The sequence below is a fragment of the Terriglobales bacterium genome (assembly GCA_035651995.1).
Classification (GTDB): domain Bacteria; phylum Acidobacteriota; class Terriglobia; order Terriglobales; family Acidobacteriaceae; genus DASRER01.
Map to the genome: position 1 here is coordinate 178950 of DASRER010000006.1, position 19459 is coordinate 198408.

At 63.6% G+C, this 19459-nt stretch carries 15 protein-coding genes; 14 read left to right on the forward strand and 1 reads right to left on the reverse strand.

The window, feature by feature from the left end; all coding sequences use genetic code 11:
- Window positions 1–131: 131 nt before the first annotated feature.
- From VFA60_03770 to nusB, 8 genes are all read left to right on the forward strand, one after another.
- Window positions 132–2699, forward strand: a complete 2568-nt coding sequence (locus VFA60_03770; protein HZQ90890.1) for a tetratricopeptide repeat protein — start codon at window positions 132–134, stop codon at window positions 2697–2699.
- Window positions 2700–2915: 216 nt separating this feature from the next.
- Window positions 2916–4991, forward strand: a complete 2076-nt coding sequence (locus VFA60_03775) for a M13 family metallopeptidase (protein HZQ90891.1) — start codon at window positions 2916–2918, stop codon at window positions 4989–4991.
- A 190-nt stretch (window positions 4992–5181) separates the two neighbouring features.
- Window positions 5182–6381, forward strand: a complete 1200-nt coding sequence (locus tag VFA60_03780) for an acetyl-CoA C-acetyltransferase (protein HZQ90892.1) — start codon at window positions 5182–5184, stop codon at window positions 6379–6381.
- 31 nt (window positions 6382–6412) lie between these two features.
- Window positions 6413–6778, forward strand: a complete 366-nt coding sequence (locus VFA60_03785; protein ID HZQ90893.1) for a GIY-YIG nuclease family protein — start codon at window positions 6413–6415, stop codon at window positions 6776–6778.
- Between the two features lie 15 nt (window positions 6779–6793).
- Window positions 6794–7684, forward strand: a complete 891-nt coding sequence (locus VFA60_03790; protein ID HZQ90894.1) for a 3-hydroxyacyl-CoA dehydrogenase family protein — start codon at window positions 6794–6796, stop codon at window positions 7682–7684.
- Window positions 7685–7833: 149 nt separating this feature from the next.
- A complete protein-coding gene (locus VFA60_03795; protein ID HZQ90895.1) occupies window positions 7834–8616 on the forward strand; it encodes an enoyl-CoA hydratase-related protein in 783 nt (260 codons plus the stop codon).
- Window positions 8617–8732: 116 nt separating this feature from the next.
- Window positions 8733–9608 carry a 6,7-dimethyl-8-ribityllumazine synthase gene (gene ribH, locus VFA60_03800; GenBank protein HZQ90896.1) on the forward strand — a complete coding sequence of 292 codons (876 nt, stop codon included), beginning with the start codon at window positions 8733–8735 and terminating at the stop codon, window positions 9606–9608.
- Between the two features lie 85 nt (window positions 9609–9693).
- A complete protein-coding gene (nusB, locus tag VFA60_03805; GenBank protein ID HZQ90897.1) occupies window positions 9694–10116 on the forward strand; it encodes a transcription antitermination factor NusB in 423 nt (140 codons plus the stop codon).
- Between the two features lie 107 nt (window positions 10117–10223).
- On the opposite strand, the gene VFA60_03810 is transcribed toward nusB, so the two are convergent.
- Window positions 10224–12242, reverse strand: coding sequence for an Ig-like domain-containing protein (locus VFA60_03810; GenBank protein ID HZQ90898.1), 2019 nt, complete (start codon window positions 12240–12242; stop codon window positions 10224–10226).
- Between the two features lie 293 nt (window positions 12243–12535).
- On the opposite strand from VFA60_03810, the gene VFA60_03815 reads away from it, so the two are divergent.
- From VFA60_03815 to VFA60_03840, 6 genes are all read left to right on the forward strand, one after another.
- Window positions 12536–15151 (forward strand): M14 family metallopeptidase, encoded by a 2616-nt coding sequence (locus VFA60_03815; GenBank protein ID HZQ90899.1) that lies wholly within the window; start codon window positions 12536–12538, stop codon window positions 15149–15151.
- A gap of 701 nt (window positions 15152–15852) precedes the next feature.
- Complete coding sequence (rpsL, locus tag VFA60_03820) at window positions 15853–16224, forward strand: 30S ribosomal protein S12 (protein HZQ90900.1); 372 nt, start codon at window positions 15853–15855, stop codon at window positions 16222–16224.
- A 57-nt stretch (window positions 16225–16281) separates the two neighbouring features.
- Window positions 16282–16752, forward strand: a complete 471-nt coding sequence (gene rpsG / locus VFA60_03825) for a 30S ribosomal protein S7 (GenBank protein ID HZQ90901.1) — start codon at window positions 16282–16284, stop codon at window positions 16750–16752.
- Between the two features lie 80 nt (window positions 16753–16832).
- Entirely contained in the window at window positions 16833–18929 is a 2097-nt protein-coding gene (gene fusA, locus VFA60_03830; protein HZQ90902.1) for an elongation factor G, read from the forward strand.
- Between the two features lie 229 nt (window positions 18930–19158).
- Window positions 19159–19281, forward strand: coding sequence for a hypothetical protein (locus VFA60_03835; GenBank protein HZQ90903.1), 123 nt, complete (start codon window positions 19159–19161; stop codon window positions 19279–19281).
- Window positions 19282–19318: 37 nt separating this feature from the next.
- The coding region (locus VFA60_03840; GenBank protein HZQ90904.1) for a GTP-binding protein at window positions 19319–19459 on the forward strand (141 nt) is incomplete at its 3' end.

Here is a 19459-nt window from a genome sequence, read left to right on the forward strand (position 1 = left end):
GAATTGCCCTGTTCCGCTCCGCGCGCTTTGGGGGTTTTGCTGATTGCTGGCCTTGTTGGCTTGCGCTTACAATACGCGGGCAGCCAGCGCCGCAGCAGCCCGTTTTCGCCGCTTTCGTCAACCGGGACCCCATGTCGGACATCGCCAAGCGCCTCGAAAAAGCCGAAAAATACCTGCAGAAAGGCAAGCCTGACGCCGCCCTGGAGGAGTATTTCGAGATCCTCGGCGGCGAGCCGGGCAACGAGGCCGTCCGCGCCAAAGCTGCCGACCTGTGCATCACCCTGGGCCGCACCGACGAGGCCTTCCGCCTGCTGAGCGAGATGTTCGACCACGAGGCCGCCGTGGGCGACGGCCCCCGGGCCATCATTACGTATAAGCGGATGGCGCGCAGCGGCAAGCCGACCACGGAGCAGACCTTCCAGTTCGCCCAGTTCTCCGAGAAGTCGAGCAAGCGCGAAGCGCTGGAGGCCTTCGAAGCCTCCGCCCGGGACTTCGAAGCCGCCGGCGACAAGAAGCGCGCCCTGGCGGCGCGCCGGCGCCTGGTCGCGCTCGATCCCTCGTTCGACCACCTCACCCGCGAAGCCGAACTCGCCGAATCGCTGGGCGAGAGGGCCAGCGCCGCCGAATCGTTCTTCCGCGCCGGGCAGTTGCAGCAGCAGGCGGGAGTGGATGCGCTCTCCTGGTACGAGCGCGCTTACAGGCTCGATTCCCAGAACGCGCATGCCGCGCTGGCCTGCGGGCAGGCGTATCTCCAGCAGAAGCGCGTTGATGACGCCCTGCACGTGCTCGAGCCGTTCGGCCGCGACCCGAACGCTTCCCTGGAAATTCGCGACGCCTACGCGCGCGCGCTCATGGCCGCGCAGCGCCCGCTAGAGGCCGAGCCGCTCGTGCGCGCTCTCTTTCAGGCCGATCCCAGCCGCGTGGAAGACGTGGCGCTGCTCATCGGAACGCTGATCGACGCCGACCAGGACGCCAAGGCGCTCAGCCTCGCCCACGCGCTCGAGCAGTCGGAGCAGAAGCGCGGCCGCCGCCGCGAGTACATCAATCTGATCAAGGAGATGTCTGACCAGCATCCGCTCAAGGTCGATTTCCTCGAGTACCTGGTCGAGACCTTCAACTCCGCCAATCGCGAGCAGGACTACTGCTCCACGCTCATCAAACTGTTCGATCTTTACTACGCCGCCGGCCAGTTTCTCCGGGCGGGCGACGCGCTCGACCGCGCCGCCGAGGTCGATCCCTACGAGGCCGGCCACCAGCGCCGCATGGAGATGCTGCGCGGCAAAATCGATCCCAACCGCTTCAACGCCATCGCCAACCGCTTCGGCGCCATGGTGCAGCAGAGCGATGCCGAAAAAGACCAGAAAGTAGTCGACTCCGAGCCCACCGTGCTCGAAGACCTCATGTTGCAGGCGGAAATCTTCCTGCAGTACTCCATGCGGTCGCGAGCGGTAGAGCGGCTGGAGCGCGTGAGCCGCCTCTTCCCCGGCGAAGAAGAGAAGAACATGAAGTTGCGCACGCTCTACACCAACGCCGGCTTCCTGCCCAAGTACGAAGGAGGCCTGCCCGCTGCGGCGCCTGCCCGTCCCGCCGCGGCTGCGCCCGCTGCTGCCGCTCCGCCGCCTTCCGTAACTCCGGTGCCGCAGGCCGTCGCCGACGAAGCCGCGGTTGACAACTTCGCCCGCGTCACCGAGATCACGCGCAACATCTATCGCCAGGGCAATGTGAAGGGCGTGCTCTTCGCGGCGGTGAACGACATTGGCCGCCACTGGAATGTCAGCCGCGCCGTGGCCGCGCTGTGCACGCCCGGCAAGCCGCCCTCGGCCTCGCTGGAGTACTGCGCCGCCGGCGTCGCGCCTTCCGACGTGATGGCCAACCTGAAGCTGATCGCCACGCTGCAGTCAGTGGTGGTAGCCAAGGGCTCAGTGCGGCTCGATAACGTCAAATCGGCCGGCGAGCTGGCCATGATTGCCGACGCGGTACAGACGCTGGGCATCGAGTCCGTGCTCGCCGTGCCGCTGCTGGAATCGGAGCAGCACACCGGCATCCTCATCATGGAGCAGTGCGGCTCCCCGCGATCGTGGCGCCAGACCGACGTCGTCGTCCTCAAGACCATCGCCGACCAGATGGCGCTGGCTGTCAGCAACGCGCGCCTGCGCAGCCTGATGAAGACGCTCGCCGTGACCGACGAAAACTCCGGCCTACTCAAGCGCTCGTCTTATCTCGACGTCCTGCTCTCGGAGACGCGCCACTCCCTGCAGCAGAACTCGCCCATGACGCTCATGCTCATGCAGTTCGGCACGCCGGCGCTGCTGCGCGAACTGAACGACTCGGTCGTCGAAAGCATGCTGCAGCAGGCCGGGCAAACCATTTGTTCCCACGTCCGCCAGAACGACGTAGCCGTGCGCTACGACCGCTCCACGATTGCGCTGCTGCTCTCCGACACCAACGACAAGAACGCCTTCTTCGTGGTGGACAAGCTGCGCAAGCTCCTGGGCAACATGCGCGTGCCCGGTACGGATAATCCGCTGCCCATAACCATCGGCATCGCCGAAGCCGTGCTTCAAGCGCGCTTCGATCCGGTCGACATCGTTACCGAGCTCATCAATCGCGTGGAAGGCGCGCTGGAGTCGGCGCGCGCCGCCGGCGGCAACAACGCCAAGTCGCTGGCCGCCAGCTTTGAAAACGCCGCTGTGGCCTAACTTCCCCGAACCGTGCGGACGCGGGCGACCCCGCCCGCGAGCAGTGCACCACGGGATTGTCCGCTAGAACGTAGCGGCGGCCTCGCCCGCCGGCACGCGACCACGAATCGAAATCACGGCTCGCCCCAGGGACGAATGGCGCAGCAAAAAGCCGCCAGTCGCCCAATTTCTTGGTTCCGCTGCTAAACTGTGCGCGCTCTTTCGGAGGCGTTTGCTATGCGCAGGACGGCGTTGCTCATCACCATATTTGCATTGGCGCTCGCGGCGGCGGCGCAGTCCGGTTCCGATCCACTTCCAACCCTGAACCACTTCGATCCCAATCAGCCCGACAAGTCGGCCGACCCCTGTACCGACTTCTTCGAATACGCCTGCCGCAAGTGGACCTCCGTGAATCCCATCCCGGCGGACCAGGCCACGTGGAGCACCGCCAGCCCGCTGCAGATATGGAATGAGAGCGTGCTGCGGCAGACGCTTGAGAAGAACTCGCCCAGCAATCCCAATCGAAATGCGGTGGAACAGAAGATCGGCGACTACTACGCCGCGTGCATGGACCTGGAGAACCGCGACGCCTCCGGCATCAAGCCCATCGCCGCCGGTCTGGCGCAGACGGCCGCTCTCAAGAGCAAGGCCGGCATCGTGGACGTGATCGTTCGCCTGCACTCCAGCTATCCCGGCGCATGGCAGGGCGACAACAATCAGTCCAACGCGCCGCTGTTCGGCTTCTCCGGCGGACAGGACCTCGACGACGCTTCGCTCGTGGTCGCGCAGGTTGACCAGGGCGGCCCCGCGCTGCCCGGCCGCGACTTCTACCTGAAAGACGATCAGCGCTCCAAAGACATCCGCGCCAAGTACCAGGAGCACGTAAAGAAGATGTTCGTGCTCGCCGGTGAGCCTGAGCAGCAGGCCACGGCCGACGCCGGCGTGGTGCTCGCCATCGAAACCGATCTGGCCAGGGCGCAGATGGACAACGTGAAGCGCCGCGACCCGAAGAACCTGAACAACAAGATGTCGCTCGCTCAGCTTCGCGCGCTCACCCCGTCGTTCGACTGGCCGCGCTATTTCAAGGCGCTGAACACGCCCGCGACCAAGCACTACCTGGTCAGCTCGCCCGACTACTTCCGCGGACTGGAAACGGCACTCAGGACGCATCCGCTGGACCACTGGAAGACGTATCTGCGGTGGCACGAGCTGCACGGCGCCGCGCCCTACCTGAGCAAGCCCATCATCGACGAAAACTTCGACATGTTCGCCCGCACGCTGTTCGGCTCACAGAAGCTCCAGCCGCAGTGGCGCCGTTGCGTGCGGGTGGTGGACCGCGACCTGGGCGAAGCGCTCGGGCAGGCGTACGTGGATCGCGCCTTCCCGCCGGAGAGCAAGCAGCGCATGCTGCGCATGGTGAAGGGCATCGAAGACGCCCTCGGCCGCGACATCCAGGAGATTGACTGGATGACGCCCGGCACCAAGCAGCGCGCCCAGGAAAAGCTCAAGGCCATCGAAGAGAAGATCGGATACCCGAACCGCTGGCGCGACTACTCCAGCGTGAAGGTCGTTCCGAAAAACTATCCGGCCAACGTGGCGCAGGCCACCGCCTTCGAGTTCCACCGCAACATCAACAAGATCGGCAAACCGGTGGACCGGAGCGAGTGGCAGATGACGCCGCCCACCATCAACGCCTACTACGATCCGCAGCTCAATACCATCAACTTTCCTGCGGGCATCCTGCAGCCGCCGTTCTTTGATGCCGATCGCGACGAAGCGGTGAACTACGGCGCCATTGGCGTCGTCATCGGCCACGAGATCACGCACGGCTTCGACGACCAGGGCCGCAAATTCGACGCCAAGGGCAATCTCCAGGACTGGTGGACGGAGAAGGACGCGGCCGAGTACGAGAAGCGCGGCAAGTGCATCGCCGACCAGTACACCGAAGACGTCCCTGAACTGGGGGTGAAGACCAACGGCCTGCTCACCCAGGGCGAAGACACAGCCGACAACGGTGGCCTGCGCATCGCCTTCATGGCTCTCACCGAGGCGCTCAAGCAGGATGGCAAGGGCCTCGACGACAAAGGGGCCGACGGTTGGACGCCGCGCCAGCGCTTCTTCCTTTCTTATGCCAACCAGTGGTGCGGCACGCTGCGCCCGCAGGTCATGCGCACCGTCGTCCTGACCAATCCGCATTCGCTCAACAAGTACCGTGTGAACAACGTGATCAGCAACTCGGAGGACTTCGCCAAGGCCTTCAGTTGCAAAGCCGGCCAGCCCATGGCGCGGCAGAATGCGTGCAGAGTGTGGTGAAGTGTCCAAGCTAGTGGATGGGTCATTCTGGGCCCGCGCCTCTTGCCGGCCCAGGACCTATGCATTCCGCCCCTGCACGAACGGGTTGGAGATGGAATATTTCCGTGTCTCCGCGCCTCCGCGGTGAATCGCTCTTCTGCTAAACTGACGTGTTTCCCCGCGCAAGCGGACTTCATCTGTAGGGTCTTCCATGTTCCAGCCGCAGGACATCGCCATCGTCGCCGGGGCGCGCACGCCCATGGGCCGATACGGCGGCAAACTGCGCGACTTCAGCGCGCAGGAACTCGGCGCGATCGCCGGCAAGTGCGCCATTCAGCGCGCCAACATCGAGCCCGCCGAGTTCGACCATGTGGTCTTCGGCAACGCGCAGCAGACGTCGGGCGACGCGCTCTACGGCGCCCGCCACGTCGCGCTCAAAGCCGGGTTGCCCATCGAAACGCCGGCGCTTACCGTGAACCGCCTGTGCGGCTCCGGCATGCAGGCCATTGTGAGCGGCGCGCAACTGATCCAGCTCGGCGAAGCAAAGACCGTGCTCGCCGGCGGCATGGAAAGCATGTCGCAGGCGCCGCACGTCATCCGCGGCGCGCGCTGGGGGCTGGGCCTGGGCGAAGGCAAGCTGGAAGACTCGCTGATGGTCGCGCTGCTCGACACCCAATGCGGCCTCTACATGGCCAACACCGCCGAGCTCTACGCCAGCCAGCACGGCATCACGCGCCAGCACATGGACGAGTTTGCGCTGCTCTCGCAGCAGCGCGCCGACGCGGCTTACAAGGCCGGACGCATCCAGGAAGAACTCGTCCCCGTGCAGCTCGTCGATCGCAAAGGCCAGCCCACCGGCGAGTCGTTTTCCGAGGATGATCACCGCCGCCCGCAAACCACGCTCGAAGGCCTTGCCAGGCTGAAGCCCGCGTTCGGCAAAGACGGCAGCGTCACCGCCGGCAACGCCAGCGGCATCGTGGATGGCGGCGCCGCCGTCGTCCTCATGCCGCTCGAAAGCGCGCAGAAGCGTGGACTCAAGCCGCTCGGCCGCCTCGTCAGCTGGGGCATCGCCGGCGTCGAGCCGAAGATCATGGGCTCGGGCCCGGTGCCGGCCTCGAAGATCGCCCTGCAAAAAGCCGGGCTGAAGCTCGACGACATTGACCTGGTCGAAGTGAACGAAGCCTTCGCCGGCCAGTACCTCGCTGTCGAAAAGCAACTCGGCCTCGATCGCAACAAGACCAACGTGAACGGCGGCGCCATCGCGCTCGGCCATCCGTTGGGCGCGACCGGCACGCGGCTGGTGATTACGCTGCTGTACGAATTGCGCAGGCGTGGAAAGAAGTACGGACTCGCAACGGCGTGCATTGGCGGCGGGCAGGGAATTGCAGTGATTGTGGAGGCTCTTTCTTAGATTATCCCGAGCGAAGCGAGGGAACCATACCTTGCCACGACCGATTGCGAAGGGCAGGCTGTTCTACTACGTCTACATTCTCGCTAGTCTCTCAGGGATGTTGTACGTCGGCCTCACCGACCATTTGCCGCGCCGTTTGCGCGAGCATAAAGACGGCGTGTTCGACGGGTTTACAAAGCGGTACAAGATCAATCGCTTGATGTGCTTCGAAAAGATGACTGATTCATATGCGGCGCGACGCCGTGAAATTCAGATCAAGGCATACCGTCGCGAGAAGAAAATCGCGTTATTTGTGGGCACGAATCCGTCATGGCGTGATCTTTCGCCCGAAGTGTTTGCTTGGGGTATAGGTCCCTCGCTTCGCTCGGGATCTAAGAGCAAAGCAAAGCCGCGGTAAGAGGTTTTGATCTCTATGGCAATTCAAAAGGTCGGCGTACTCGGCTGCGGTCTCATGGGCTCCGGCATCGCCCAGGTCGCAGCCACTGCGGGTTGCGACGTCACCGTGCTCGAGGCCGAGCAGCGCTTTCTCGACAAAGGCTTCGCCGGCATCGAGAGGTCGCTCGCGAAGTTGGCCGAGAAGCCCGACAAGAGCGGCATCACGCCCGAAAAGGCGAAAGAAATCCGCGCTCGTCTGCAGGGTACCACCGACAAGAGCGGCCTCGCCGACTGTGACATCGTCATTGAAGCCATCATCGAGAACGTTGAAGAAAAGAAGAAGATGCACTCGGCGCTGGACTCCATCGTGAAGCGCGATGCCATCTTCGCCTCCAATACCTCGTCCATCTCCATCACCGAGCTGATGACGGCGACCAAGCGCCCCGAGCGCTTCATCGGCCTGCACTTCTTCAACCCCGTGCCGCTCATGAAGCTGGTCGAGGTCGTGCGTACCATCGCTACCGATCCGGCGGTCCTCGACACCGCCGTCGAGTTCGGCAAAAGGCTGGGCAAAGTTCCGGTGCGCACCTCGGACAAAACGGGATTCATCGTGAACCGCCTGCTGGTGCCCTACCTGCTCGACGCCATCCGCGCCTACGAAGAGGGCGTGGGTTCGATCCCCGACATCGACAACGCCATGAAGCTCGGCTGCGGATATCCGATGGGCCCGTTCACGCTGCTCGACTTCGTCGGCCTCGACACCACGTACTACATCACCCACGTGATGTACGACGAGTTCAAGGAGCGCCGCTTCGCCTCGCCGCCGCTGCTCAAACGCCTGGTGCTGGCCGGCTGGTACGGGAAGAAAACGGGCAAAGGGTTTTACGACTGGTCGGACCCGCAGAACCCGGTGCCGGGGGAGTTTTGAGGTTTTTGTCGAACCGCGGAGGCGCGGAGCCGGGGAGAAGTGAGGATTCGGGGAAATCAGAACAGAATTCTCCGCGTCAGTCCGCGGTACGGTTTTTGGTTGTGGTCGGTGTAGTCCGTGTTCATCCGTGGTAAGCAGGCTTGGCGCTTATGACCTTTGAAAACATCATTTTCGAGAAAAAAGGGCCCATCGCCACGGTCACCGTCAACCGACCGAAGGTCCTCAACGCCCTGAACGCGGCGACGATGGAAGACCTGCGGCAGGCCTTCAGCGACATTCAAGAAGATGCGGCCATACGCGTCGGCCTGCTCACCGGCGCGGGCGAGAAGGCCTTCATCGCCGGCGCCGACATCGGCGAACTGGCCAAGCAGGATCCGGTTTCCGCCAAGGAGTACACGCATCGCGGCCAGGCCGTGCTCGACCTGATCGAGAACCTGGGCAAGCCGGTCATCGCCTGCATCAACGGTTTCGCCCTCGGGGGCGGATGCGAGATCGCCATGGCCTGCAGCTTTCGTCTGGCCAGTGAGAATGCGAAGCTGGGTCAGCCCGAAGTCAAGCTCGGCATCATTCCTGGGTACGGCGGCACGCAACGCCTGCCGCGCCTGGTTGGCAAGGGCCTGGCGAACCAGATCCTGCTTTCCGGCGACATGATCACCGCCCAGGAAGCGCACCGCATCGGCCTGGTGAATGAAGTCACGGCGCCCGCCGAGTTGATCCCGCGCGCCGAAGCCATCGCGCAGAAGATCATCGCCAATGCGCCGCTCGCCGTGCAGTACACGCTTGAAGCCGTGAACCACGGCATGGAGATGCCACTTTCAGAAGGGCTCTACCTGGAAGCAACACTCTTCGCGGTCGCCTGCGCCACCGAGGACAAGAAAGAAGGCACCAGCGCATTCCTGGAAAAGCGCCCGGCACAGTTCAAGGGGAAGTGAAACACCGCCGAACTGCCGAATTGCGAAAGCGCCGAATTGCCAAGAACGGCGGCAGTGGTTTTCCATTCGGCTTTCAATTCGGCAGTTCCGCAGTTCCGCAAATCGGCAATTGACAGATGATTCTCTCCCTCCACCATCTCCGCGTCGCCCGCTCCGAGCGCGAATTTTCTTCGGTCGTTGAATTGTTCGAATCGCTGGGTCTCGAGCAGTGCGATGCGTGGAACGAGAAGCGCAGCCGGGGCGCGAAATTGCGCGCGCCCCTCGGCGGTATTGAGATCGGACACGGCCGCGGCTTCCCAGACGCCGAACTGGTGCTGGAAGTCGATAGCGCCGACGCCTACTTCGAGCTGGCGAAGAATCGCAAGCTGCGCATCGTTCAGAAAATTTCAGACCAGGAGTGGGGCGCGCGGCTCTTTATTCTCGAGGCCGCCGGCGGCATGCGTGTTGCCGTGTTCTCGTACGAGCCCAAGCCCGAGCCAACAAGCAACGCCGGCTCGCTCTCCGCCGCCGGCAAACGCTTCGGCATCGTCGTGGCGCGCTTCAACGCCTTCATCACTGAGCGCCTGCTCGCGGGCGCGCTCGACGCTCTGCGCCGCTCCGGCGCGAAAAAAGGCGACCTCGAAGTCGTGCACGTCCCCGGCAGCTTCGAAATTCCGATTGCCGCCCGCAAGCTCGCGGCCTCGCGCCGCTTCAACGCCATCATCTGCCTTGGGTGCCTGCTCCGCGGCGACACCGCGCACTACGACGTGATCGCCAACGAGTGCGCCCGCGGCATCGGCCAGTCGGCCCAGGAAACCGGCGTGCCCCATGCTTTCGGCGTCCTCACCTGCGACACGCTCGAGCAGGCCATCGACCGCGCCGGCCTCAAGGGCGGCAACAAGGGATTCGAGGCGGCGCTCTCGGCGGTGGAGATGGCGAATCTGAAAGACATTGTCGGCCCTCGGCAGTCGGCTCTCGGCAAAGCGGCCAAACGCAGACACCGTCGCCATTGAGTTGCTTCTTTGGCTTAGCCTTTAACCGACGACCGACGACCGACGACCAAATCCCTCGTCGCCAATCACTGTTACTATCGAAAGCATGGGCACCCGCCGCAAATCCCGCGAGCTCGCGCTGCAGATGCTTTTTCAGGCCGACATGGCGAAGCAGTCGCCCGATCAGGTCCGCAAGACCTTCTGGGCCGAGCGCGCCGACATCACCGACGAGGTCCGCGGCTTCACCGAATCCATTTTTGGGGCGGGCACCGGGCGCGCTGCGGAAATCGATCAGCTCATCGAGCAGCACGCCGAAAACTGGCGGGTGGACCGCATGTCCGCCGTGGACCGCAACATTCTTCGCGCCGGCGTAGCCGAAATGCTCGCTTATCCCGAGACGGCTGCCGCGATCATCATCAATGAGGCGCTGGAAATCGCCCGCCGCTTTTCCGCACCCGAGTCGGTGCAGTTCATCAACGGCGTGCTCGACAGCGTAGCGCGCGAACTCAAGCGCGTCCCGCAGACGTAAGCGCCATTCACCCCGGAGTACCGAGCACGCCGAGCGAACCATTCCTGGCGGAAGTCATCCTCAGGCCGAGCTTTTGCCGCCTCTGCGTCTTTGCGTTGAAGAGGATTTTACTTCGGGCGCACGGCCACCAAATCGGGCACAAATCCCACCGAGATCTGCTGCGCGTCGGTGTTGGCGCCGAGGTCGATGCGATGCACGTTGCTGTCGCTGGCGCCGACGTACATCTGCGAGCCGTCCACTAGCAGGCCGCCGGTCAACGGCGTCGCGCCGTTGGCGAGAGGAATCGTGGACGTTGTCTTGTCCGCCGACTTGTAAACGAGAATGCTTGGCTTGTTCGACAGCACGAAGGCGCGCGAGCTGTCGAGCGTGGTCAGGATTTGCGTCGCGTTGAAGCCGCCCTGTCCGAAGTCGCGCGAGACGAGGGCCTCGTTCAGGTTGGGAAAACACTGCTGGCCGCTGGTGGAAGCGGTGATGGCCGGCGTAATCACGTCAATCCCGGGGCTGTCGACGGCGAGCATCTGGGTTGCGTTCGGCAGCGACGCCATCAGCGTCGCCGTACCCGGCGTGGCCAGCGTGTCGCGCTGGCTGTTGTCGCAGTTGGCGCGCACCGTGATCGCCGACGCCGATCCGCCCGCCACGTATGCGAACGATCCCTGGTCGAGGAACGCCACGCTCCGCGGCGCCACCGGCAGCGGCGGCACGTTGCTGAGCACCAGTTGCGGCGAGTACACAAACAGCGTGTTGCCCGCTGCGATGAATGCCTTGAAGCTGTCAGGCGAAAAGTCCGCCGAGATCGCGTTGCCGATGATGAACGTCTCCACCAGGTTCGAGCCGGTGTCGAACACGCGCACGCGCCCGCCGGCCACGTCAGAGACGATTACCTTCACTCCGTCGGGCGAAATCGCCAGGACCTTGCCCGGCACTTGCGGCACCTGCGATACGCCGTTGGTCGTCAGGTCAACCGTCATCAACCCCGCGGCGCTGCCCAGGAAGGCGCGATTGCCCGCCGGGTTGATCAGCAGCGAATTGGGAGCCGAGGGAAGAGTGATTGCCGTGCCGGCCGTGTTCGTGCTGGTATCGATCGGCACCATCGATGTGCCCGCGCTGCTGGCCGCCAGCACCGTCGTCGAGTTCGCCGTGCCGGTTACGGTGATCGTGATCGGATTGCCGTACACCGCCCGCCCGAGGTTCGAGTTGCAGCTTGGCGGCGTGCACGATGCGATCACCGTCGCCGTGCCCGGCGCGATACCGCTGATCAACCCGCCCGCCACCACCGTCGCAACCGCCGGGGCCGAGGAATTGTAGGTAAGCGAGGCCGAAGGAATGGTCACGCCTGCGCTGTCGGTCACGTCGGAAGCCAGCTGTGCCGTGGCGGCCGCCGCCAGCGTCACGGTTGTGTCCGTTCCGTTCTGCACATGCGTCGAGATGGCCTGCACCGCGCAGGTGTCGAAGTTCACCGGCGCGCTGTTGACCGTACCCACGCTGGCAAAAATGCCGGCGCGTCCCGGCGCCGCCGCCGTCGCCAGTCCGGTCGTCGCGTTCACCGTCACCACCGTCTGGTTCGTGGTCTGCCAGAAGAATGAGCCGACGCTGGACGTGATGTCCTGGCCGTTGGCGAAAGCTTGCGCCGTGAACTGCTGGGTCTGCGCGTTCGACAGGCAGCCGCTCAGGTTCGCCGGACTCACCGTAATGTTGTCCACGCGGTCGTGAACGAATACCGTCACCGGCGGACTGGTCAGCGACCCCGCCTTCGCCGTCACCTGTGCCTGTCCCGCGGGCCCCGGCGTACATACCACCGGAGTGGTCAGCGAGTCCCACGTCCCGCCGCAAACCAACCCGCTGTTCGCGATGCTCACCACGGCTGTGTTGCTCGACGTGAAAGTAATCGTCTGGTTCGCGACCACGTTGTTGTTGATGTCCTGGACCTGGGCCGTGAGGCTGGTGACGCCTCCCTTATTGATAGATACCGTGGCCGGTGTGAGTGTCACGTGGTTGGGGAAGCCTGGCTTCTGACTGTTATCGGTGGTGCTGCTGCTCCCGCCGCCGCAGGCTGTCCACAGGCAAAGCAGCGCCATGCCGGCGGCCAGGGCCGGCGCGCGGCGAACTCGTTCCCCGAAACCCGTCATCGCTCCTCCCCGTCCGGCCGTTTGGGACACAGACGGTTCCGCCCGCCTACAAACCTCACCCGCGCCGAAGACGCGGGTGTCTATGGAACGCAGGCACATTGGAAACTTTCAGTGTAGTTTCTGCGCCATTTTTCGGCAAGGCGGCCCCGTGTCTCGAATCCGCCGGGTGGATGGGCGGCCCGCTCAAGCCTTCCTCCGGCTTGCGCGGGGATTTCTGCTCGCCGTCCGAAGCTTGTTGCGACCACGATCAACTCACGTGCGGTACAATGCCCGGCTTTTCGGAGAACCCCAAAATGTCCTTCGCGTCCCGCCGCCCGGCGCGCGTCACCAGCCTCCTGCTGATTGCCTCGCTGTTTGTTCCTGCAGCAGCGGCGCAGAACGTTCCGCCGCCGCCCTCGCAGTTCCTCAAGTTCGAAGTCGGCGCCGACCGCCAGCTGGCCGACTACAAGCAGATCGTCAGCTACTTCAAGGCGCTGGCCGCGGCGTCGAAGCGCGTGGAAATCGAGAACCTAGGCCCGACCACGCTCGGCAACGACCTGATCATCGCCGTGATCTCGTCGGAAGAGAACCTGAAGAACAAGAAGCGCTACCAGGAAATCGCCCGCCAGCTCGCCGACCCGCGCGGCAAGTCCAAAGAGCAGATCGAAGCGCTGGTGCACGAAGGCAAGGCCATCGTGCTGGTCACGTGCAACATCCACGCCACCGAAATCGGCGCCAGCCAGATGGCCATGGAGTGGGCCTACGCGCTCGCCACCGCACAGGACGCCGCCACGAAGTCGCGCCTCGACAACGTCATCCTGCTGCTCATGCCGTCGATCAATCCCGACGGGCAGATCATGGTCACCGACTGGTACCGCAAGTACGTGGGCACGCGCTTCGAGGGCGGACCCATGCCGTACCTCTACCACCACTACGTTGGGCACGACAACAATCGCGACTGGTACATGCTCACGCAGAAAGAGACCAAGGCGATCAACCACGCCGTGTACCACGAGTGGTATCCGAGCATCTGGCTCGATGAGCACCAGATGGGCGAGACCGGCCCGCGCATCTTCGTCCCGCCTTACGCCGAGCCGTATTCGCCCTCGATCAACCCGCTCATCTTCCGCGGCGTGAACCTGATTGGCACCACCATGGCTTTTCGCCTCGAAGAGCAGCACAAGTCCGGCGTGATCCACAGCTTCGATTTCGACGCCTATTGGCCCGGCGGCACCCGCAACACCGGCTGGTGGAAGAACATTTTCGGCCTGCTGACCGAGACCGCCTCCGCTCGCATCGCCACGCCCGTCAACATCCCCGCCACCGAGCTCGCCGGCGGCCCCAAAGGCCTGGTGGAGTACGGCCCGCAGGTCAGCTTCCCCAATCCCTGGCCTGGCGGACGCTGGCGCCTGCGCGACGTGATGGACTATGAGCGGGTGATCAGTGACGCGCTGCTGGAGCGCGCCGCCGCGAACCGCGAAGACTACCTGCGCGGCGTGGCCAGCATGGCGCAGGATGCGATCGCGGCGGCTGCATCTCCGTCCGATCATTTTGAAATATCAGCGGCTTCACCGGATCCGGTTGTCGCCGCCAAACTGGCGCACTTGATGAGCGACCACGGCGTGGAGGTGTTCGTAGACGAGCGGGGAGATTACGTCATTCCGGCAGGGCAGCCCTACGGCAAGTTTGTGAGTGAGATGCTGGGCGTCCAGCGATACCCAAAAACCAAGCTCGTGCCCGGGTCAAACTTCATTCCGCCGTACGACATGACGGCCTGGTCGCTGCCGCTGTTGATGGGTGTGCCCGTCGCCCGGAACAGCGCGCCCGTTTCGAAGATGCGCCCGCTCACAGAGAAGGACTGGCCGCAGGGCGAAGCTGTGGGCAAGGGCGCATTCAAGCTGCTCAAACCCGAAGCGAACGAGGCCGCGATCGTGCTGAATGAGCTCGCCGCCAAGCCGAATACGAACATCAGCATTGCGCGAGAAACGTTCAAGATTGGCCCTCAGTCATTCGCCGCCGGAACCGCGATCGTCCAGGGCGGCGAAGACGTTGCCGAGCTGGCCATAAAACACCACCTCGACATCTTCGCCACGCCAGAAGCCCCCAAGGTCCCCACCGCCAAGCTCCGCGCCGTCCGCACCGCCATCTATCAGCCCACCGTTCCCGGCGGCAACATCGATGAAGGATGGACGCGCTGGGTGCTCGAGCAGTACGGCTTCGCGCCCAAGCCCATCGACAGCAAGACGGTCCGCGCCGGCAACCTCAACGCCGCCTTCGATGCTATCGTCTTCCCGTCACTCTCGCGCGACATGATGTTCAACGGCCCGCGTCCGCCACAACCTGGCGCGGCGCGCCCGGCTGCCGCAGCCGACAGCGAAGGCGGCCCGCGCTATCGCCCCGACCTCCCGCCTGACTTCCAGGACGGACTCGGCCGCGAAGGCGTCGCCGCGCTCAAGGACTTTGTCGCCAAGGGCGGCACCATCATTACTCTTGCCGCCGCCGGCGACCTGATCATTGACGACTTCAACCTTCCCGTCCGCAACTCGCTCGCCCGCGTCCGCAGCGAAGAGTTCCTCGCCCCCGGCTCGCTGCTTAACATCGAACTCGACCCGTCGCACCCGGTCGCCTACGGCATGCCGCATACCGCCGCCGCTTTCGTCGACTCCGGCATTGCCTACCAGACCTCGCTCCCCATGGCCGACACCGAGCGCTCCGTCGTGGCGTGGTACCCCAAGGATGCCGAAGACATCCTCGCCTCCGGCTGGATTCGCGGCGCCGAGCGCCTGGAGCGCAAGGCCGCCGTCGTCGCCTTCCAGCAGGGCAAGGGCAAGGTGGTCATGATCGGCTTCCGCGCCCAGCACCGCGGCCAGACCGAGGGCACGTTCAAGCTGCTGTTCAACGCCATCCGGTGGGCGGGACTGGCCGAGTGAGAGCGGACCTTTATCTCTCGCTGTTGGCCGGCAATGGCTGCTGATTCCAATTGACACTTCGCAAAATGTGTCCCCGCGCCCGACGTTGTCCGTTCCGATGAGCAAAACGGGCATTACATTTCTTTGCTGGAAGCGGTTGAGGGTTTGAACGGAAAACGAGAACTGAACAAGGACCACATCAAGCGCCTGAGCGAACGTTTCCGCGTTTCGCCGGCTTTATTCTTTTAGCGCAGCGGCACTTGCGGCGCTGAGGCTGCACGGGCCGAGCCCTGGGTGCCCTCCGCGATTGACGTAACCCTCTTACCGTTGCTATATTAGACAGGTTCTGCGAGTTAGCTTGGGCTTACCAGTGTGGTCTGCGGTTAAGCTGTAGTCGAGTTACCCGCCCGTAAAGGCGTCCTCGCTGAAACGCGCCTGCGCTGCCGCCGGTCTTCGGGGGATATGCAGGCCGAGGCCAACGAAACGGAGCGCGTCCGCAAGGCTTGGCGCCACCGTCGAAGGCCCATCAAGGAATCGTGAATCTCTCCGGACGTGTGTCCTGCGTTCGAAGATGCATGGCCAGTCAATCGCCGGCCAGGCCCGCATGCGGGATAAGGGCGTGACAGACGCCGCGCAGCAATGCGCAGGCTGTCAGGACGTTTGCGTGATGTCCGCGCCGGCGTCGTGGCTGAGAACTGAGAATCGAGAACTGAGAACTCAGAATGCCGACATTTAACCAACTCGTTCGCCTGGGCCGCACCCGGCCGAAGTACAAGACGGCCTCGCCGGCCCTGCAGCAGAGCCCGCAGAAGCGCGGCGTTTGCACCCGCGTTTACACGCAGACGCCCAAGAAGCCGAACTCGGCGCTGCGCAAAGTTGCCCGCGTGCGCCTGACCAACGGGATCGAGGTCACCACCTACATCCCGGGCGTCGGCCACAACCTGCAGGAGCACTCGATCGTGCTCATCCGCGGCGGCCGCGTAAAGGACCTGCCCGGCGTTCGCTACCACGTGGTGCGCGGCACGCTCGACGCGGTCGGCGTCGCCGGCCGCAAGCAGTCGCGCTCGAAATACGGCGCCAAGCGCCAGAAATGACCGTTCCTGTTCCCAGCTTTGACTGAGAACTGAGAACCGAGAACTGAGAACTTTTGTATGCCTCGAAAAGGTCACATCGCGAAGAAGGAAGTCGCTCCTGACCCGGTCTACGACTCGCCGCTGGCGAACAAGTTCATCAGCTGCATGATGTGGGACGGCAAGAAGAGCACCGCGCAGGCCATCTTCTACGGCGCCATGAAGGAGCTGGAGAAGAAGGGCGGCGACGAAGCGCTGAAGCTGTTCAAGAAGGCGGTCGAGAACGCCAAGCCGCTGCTTGAGGTCAAGACGCGGCGCGTGGGCGGCGCCAACTACCAGGTGCCCGTCGAGGTCAATCCCGACCGGCGCACCTCGCTGGCCATCCGCTGGCTCATCAGCTACAGCCGCGCGCGGACCGAGAAGGGCATGCAGGACAAGCTCGCCAACGAGCTGCTCGACGCGGCCAACAACCGCGGCTCGGCGATCAAGAAGAAGGAAGACGTACACAGAATGGCGGAAGCGAACAAAGCGTTCGCGCATTACCGCTGGTAAGAACCAGCGGGGCTCTAGCTTTTGGCCAGGAACCAAGAGCCAGGAGCGAATTCGGTAACACACAGGGAAAAGAGAAACACGTGGCCAGGCAAGTCCCATTAGAGCGTTGTCGCAACATCGGCATCATGGCGCACATCGATGCCGGCAAGACAACCACGACGGAACGCATCCTGTTCTATACCGGCCGGCTGCACCGGCTGGGAGAGGTCCATGAAGGCACCGCCACCATGGACTGGATGGAGCAGGAGCAGGAGCGCGGCATCACCATTACGTCTGCCGCGACGACCTGCACGTGGCGCGACATCCGCATCAACATCATCGATACGCCCGGCCACGTGGACTTCACCGCCGAGGTGGAGCGGTCGCTCCGCGTGCTCGACGGCGCCTGCGCCGTGTTCGACGCCGTGCACGGCGTTGAGCCGCAATCGGAAACGGTTTGGCGCCAGGCCGACAAGTACGGCGTGCCGCGAATTTGCTTCATTAACAAGATGGACAAAATGGGTGCTGATTTCGAGCACGCCGTCGACACCATCCGCAAGCGCCTCAACGCCCGCCCCGTCGCCATCCAGATCCCCATCGGCCAGGAAGCTGCCTTCAAAGGCGTCGTCGATCTGATCCAGATGAAAGCCATCATCTGGAACGACGAGACACTCGGCGCCGAGTACGAAGTCCAGGAAATTCCCGAGAACCTGCGCAAGAAGGCGGAAGCCTTCCACGCTCAGCTGGTGGAAACTGTCGCCGAAAACGACGACGAGCTTCTGCACAAATTCCTCGAGGGCGAAACCATTACGCCTGAGGAACTCAAGAAGGGCCTGCGCGCCGCCACCATCGCTCTGAAGCTGTTCCCGGTGATCTGTGGCACGGCGTTCAAGAACAAAGGCGTTCAGCCGCTGCTCGACTCGGTGGTTGACTACCTGCCTTCGCCGGTCGACATTCCGCCGGTTACCGGCGCCGACCTGAACCACCCCGAGAAGGAAGTGGTTCGCAAAGCCGACGATAAGGAACCCTTCTCGGCGCTGGCGTTCAAGATCATGACCGACCCGTTCGTCGGCCAGCTCACGTTCATCCGCATCTACTCAGGCCAGCTCAAGAGCGGCGACGCCGTGCTCAACGCGCGCACCGGCAAGACCGAGCGCATCGGCCGCCTGCTCAAGATGCACGCCAACAAGCGCGAAGAGATCAGCGAGATTTACGCTGGCGACATCTGCGCGGCCGTCGGCATGAAGAACGTCACCACCGGCGACACCATCAGCGATCCGAATCATCCAGTGGTGCTCGAATCCATCGAGTTCCCCGAGCCGGTCATCGCCGTCGCGGTCGAGCCCAAGACCAAGTCCGACCAGGAAAAGATGGGCGTGGCGCTGTCGAAGCTGGCGCAGGAAGACCCGACCTTCAAGGTCCACACCGACCCGGAGAGCGGCCAGACCATCATCAGCGGCATGGGCGAGCTGCACCTGGAGATCATCATCGACCGCATGATGCGCGAGTTTTCGGTCGAGGCCAACGTCGGCAAGCCGCAGGTCGCGTATCGCGAAACCATCCGCCGGCCGTCGCAGGCTGAAGGCAAGTTCATCCGCCAGACGGGCGGACGCGGCCAGTACGGTCACGTCAAGATCAAGCTCGAGCCCAACCCCGGCAAGGGCTACGAGTTCGAGAACGCTATCGTCGGCGGCACCGTGCCCAAGGAGTACATCAAGCCGGTGGACCAGGGCATGCAGGAAGCCATGGAGGGCGGCGTGCTCGCCGGCTACCCCATGGTCGACATCAAGGCGATCCTGTACGACGGCAGCTACCACGAGGTGGACTCGAACGAAATGGCCTTCAAGATCGCCGGCTCCATGGCGTTCAAAGAGGCCGCGCGCAAGGCCACCCCGGTGCTGCTCGAGCCGGTGATGCACGTGGAAGTCGTCGTGCCCGAGGACTTCATGGGCACCATCATCGGCGACCTGAATTCGCGCCGCGGACACATCGAGGGTATGGAGCACCGCGCCGGTTCCCAGGTGATCAAGGCGATCGTGCCGCTGGCGGAAATGTTCGGCTACGCCACCCACATGCGCTCCACCACCCAGGGCCGCGCCACCTACTCAATGCACTTCGCGCGTTATGAGGAGGTACCCAGGGCGGTTTCGGAAGAGATCATTGCCCGGGTGCAGGGAAAAAGCGCGGCTAGCAGGTAGTTCGCGCTTTGCCGTCGTACGGGAGTTTTGGGTTTGTAAAGGACGCGAAGCCGGGTTTGATCGCGTCTTCGGTGTAGCGGGGTTGTGGAGCAAGTTCCTGGAATCGGTGGATGGCTATCTGGGAACGAAGCTCCGTTGTGAATCGCAACGCGAACGCCGGTTTTGAGTAACCGATTTCTGGAGTTCGCATATCGAGTTTGAGCTATTTCGCCGTTCGGCTGCAGAGAAGTTGGCACGGTTCAGCCAGTTGATTCACGCAGCCGAGCTGTACGAACGCGAAACTGTGCTGGGCGCGTACTACGTGTCCGGCGAGGGCAGCGACGGAGACGATCTGGTTTCGTCGGGGATTTGAAAGCTAGCAGGCAGAGCTAGGAGCTAAGAGCTGAGTTATGGCCAAAGAAAAATTTGATCGCAGCAAGCCGCACGTGAACGTGGGGACGATCGGGCACATCGACCACGGCAAGACGACGCTCACGGCGGCGATCACCAAGGTGCTGTCGAAGCACAACCCGAAGATCCAGTTCCGGTCG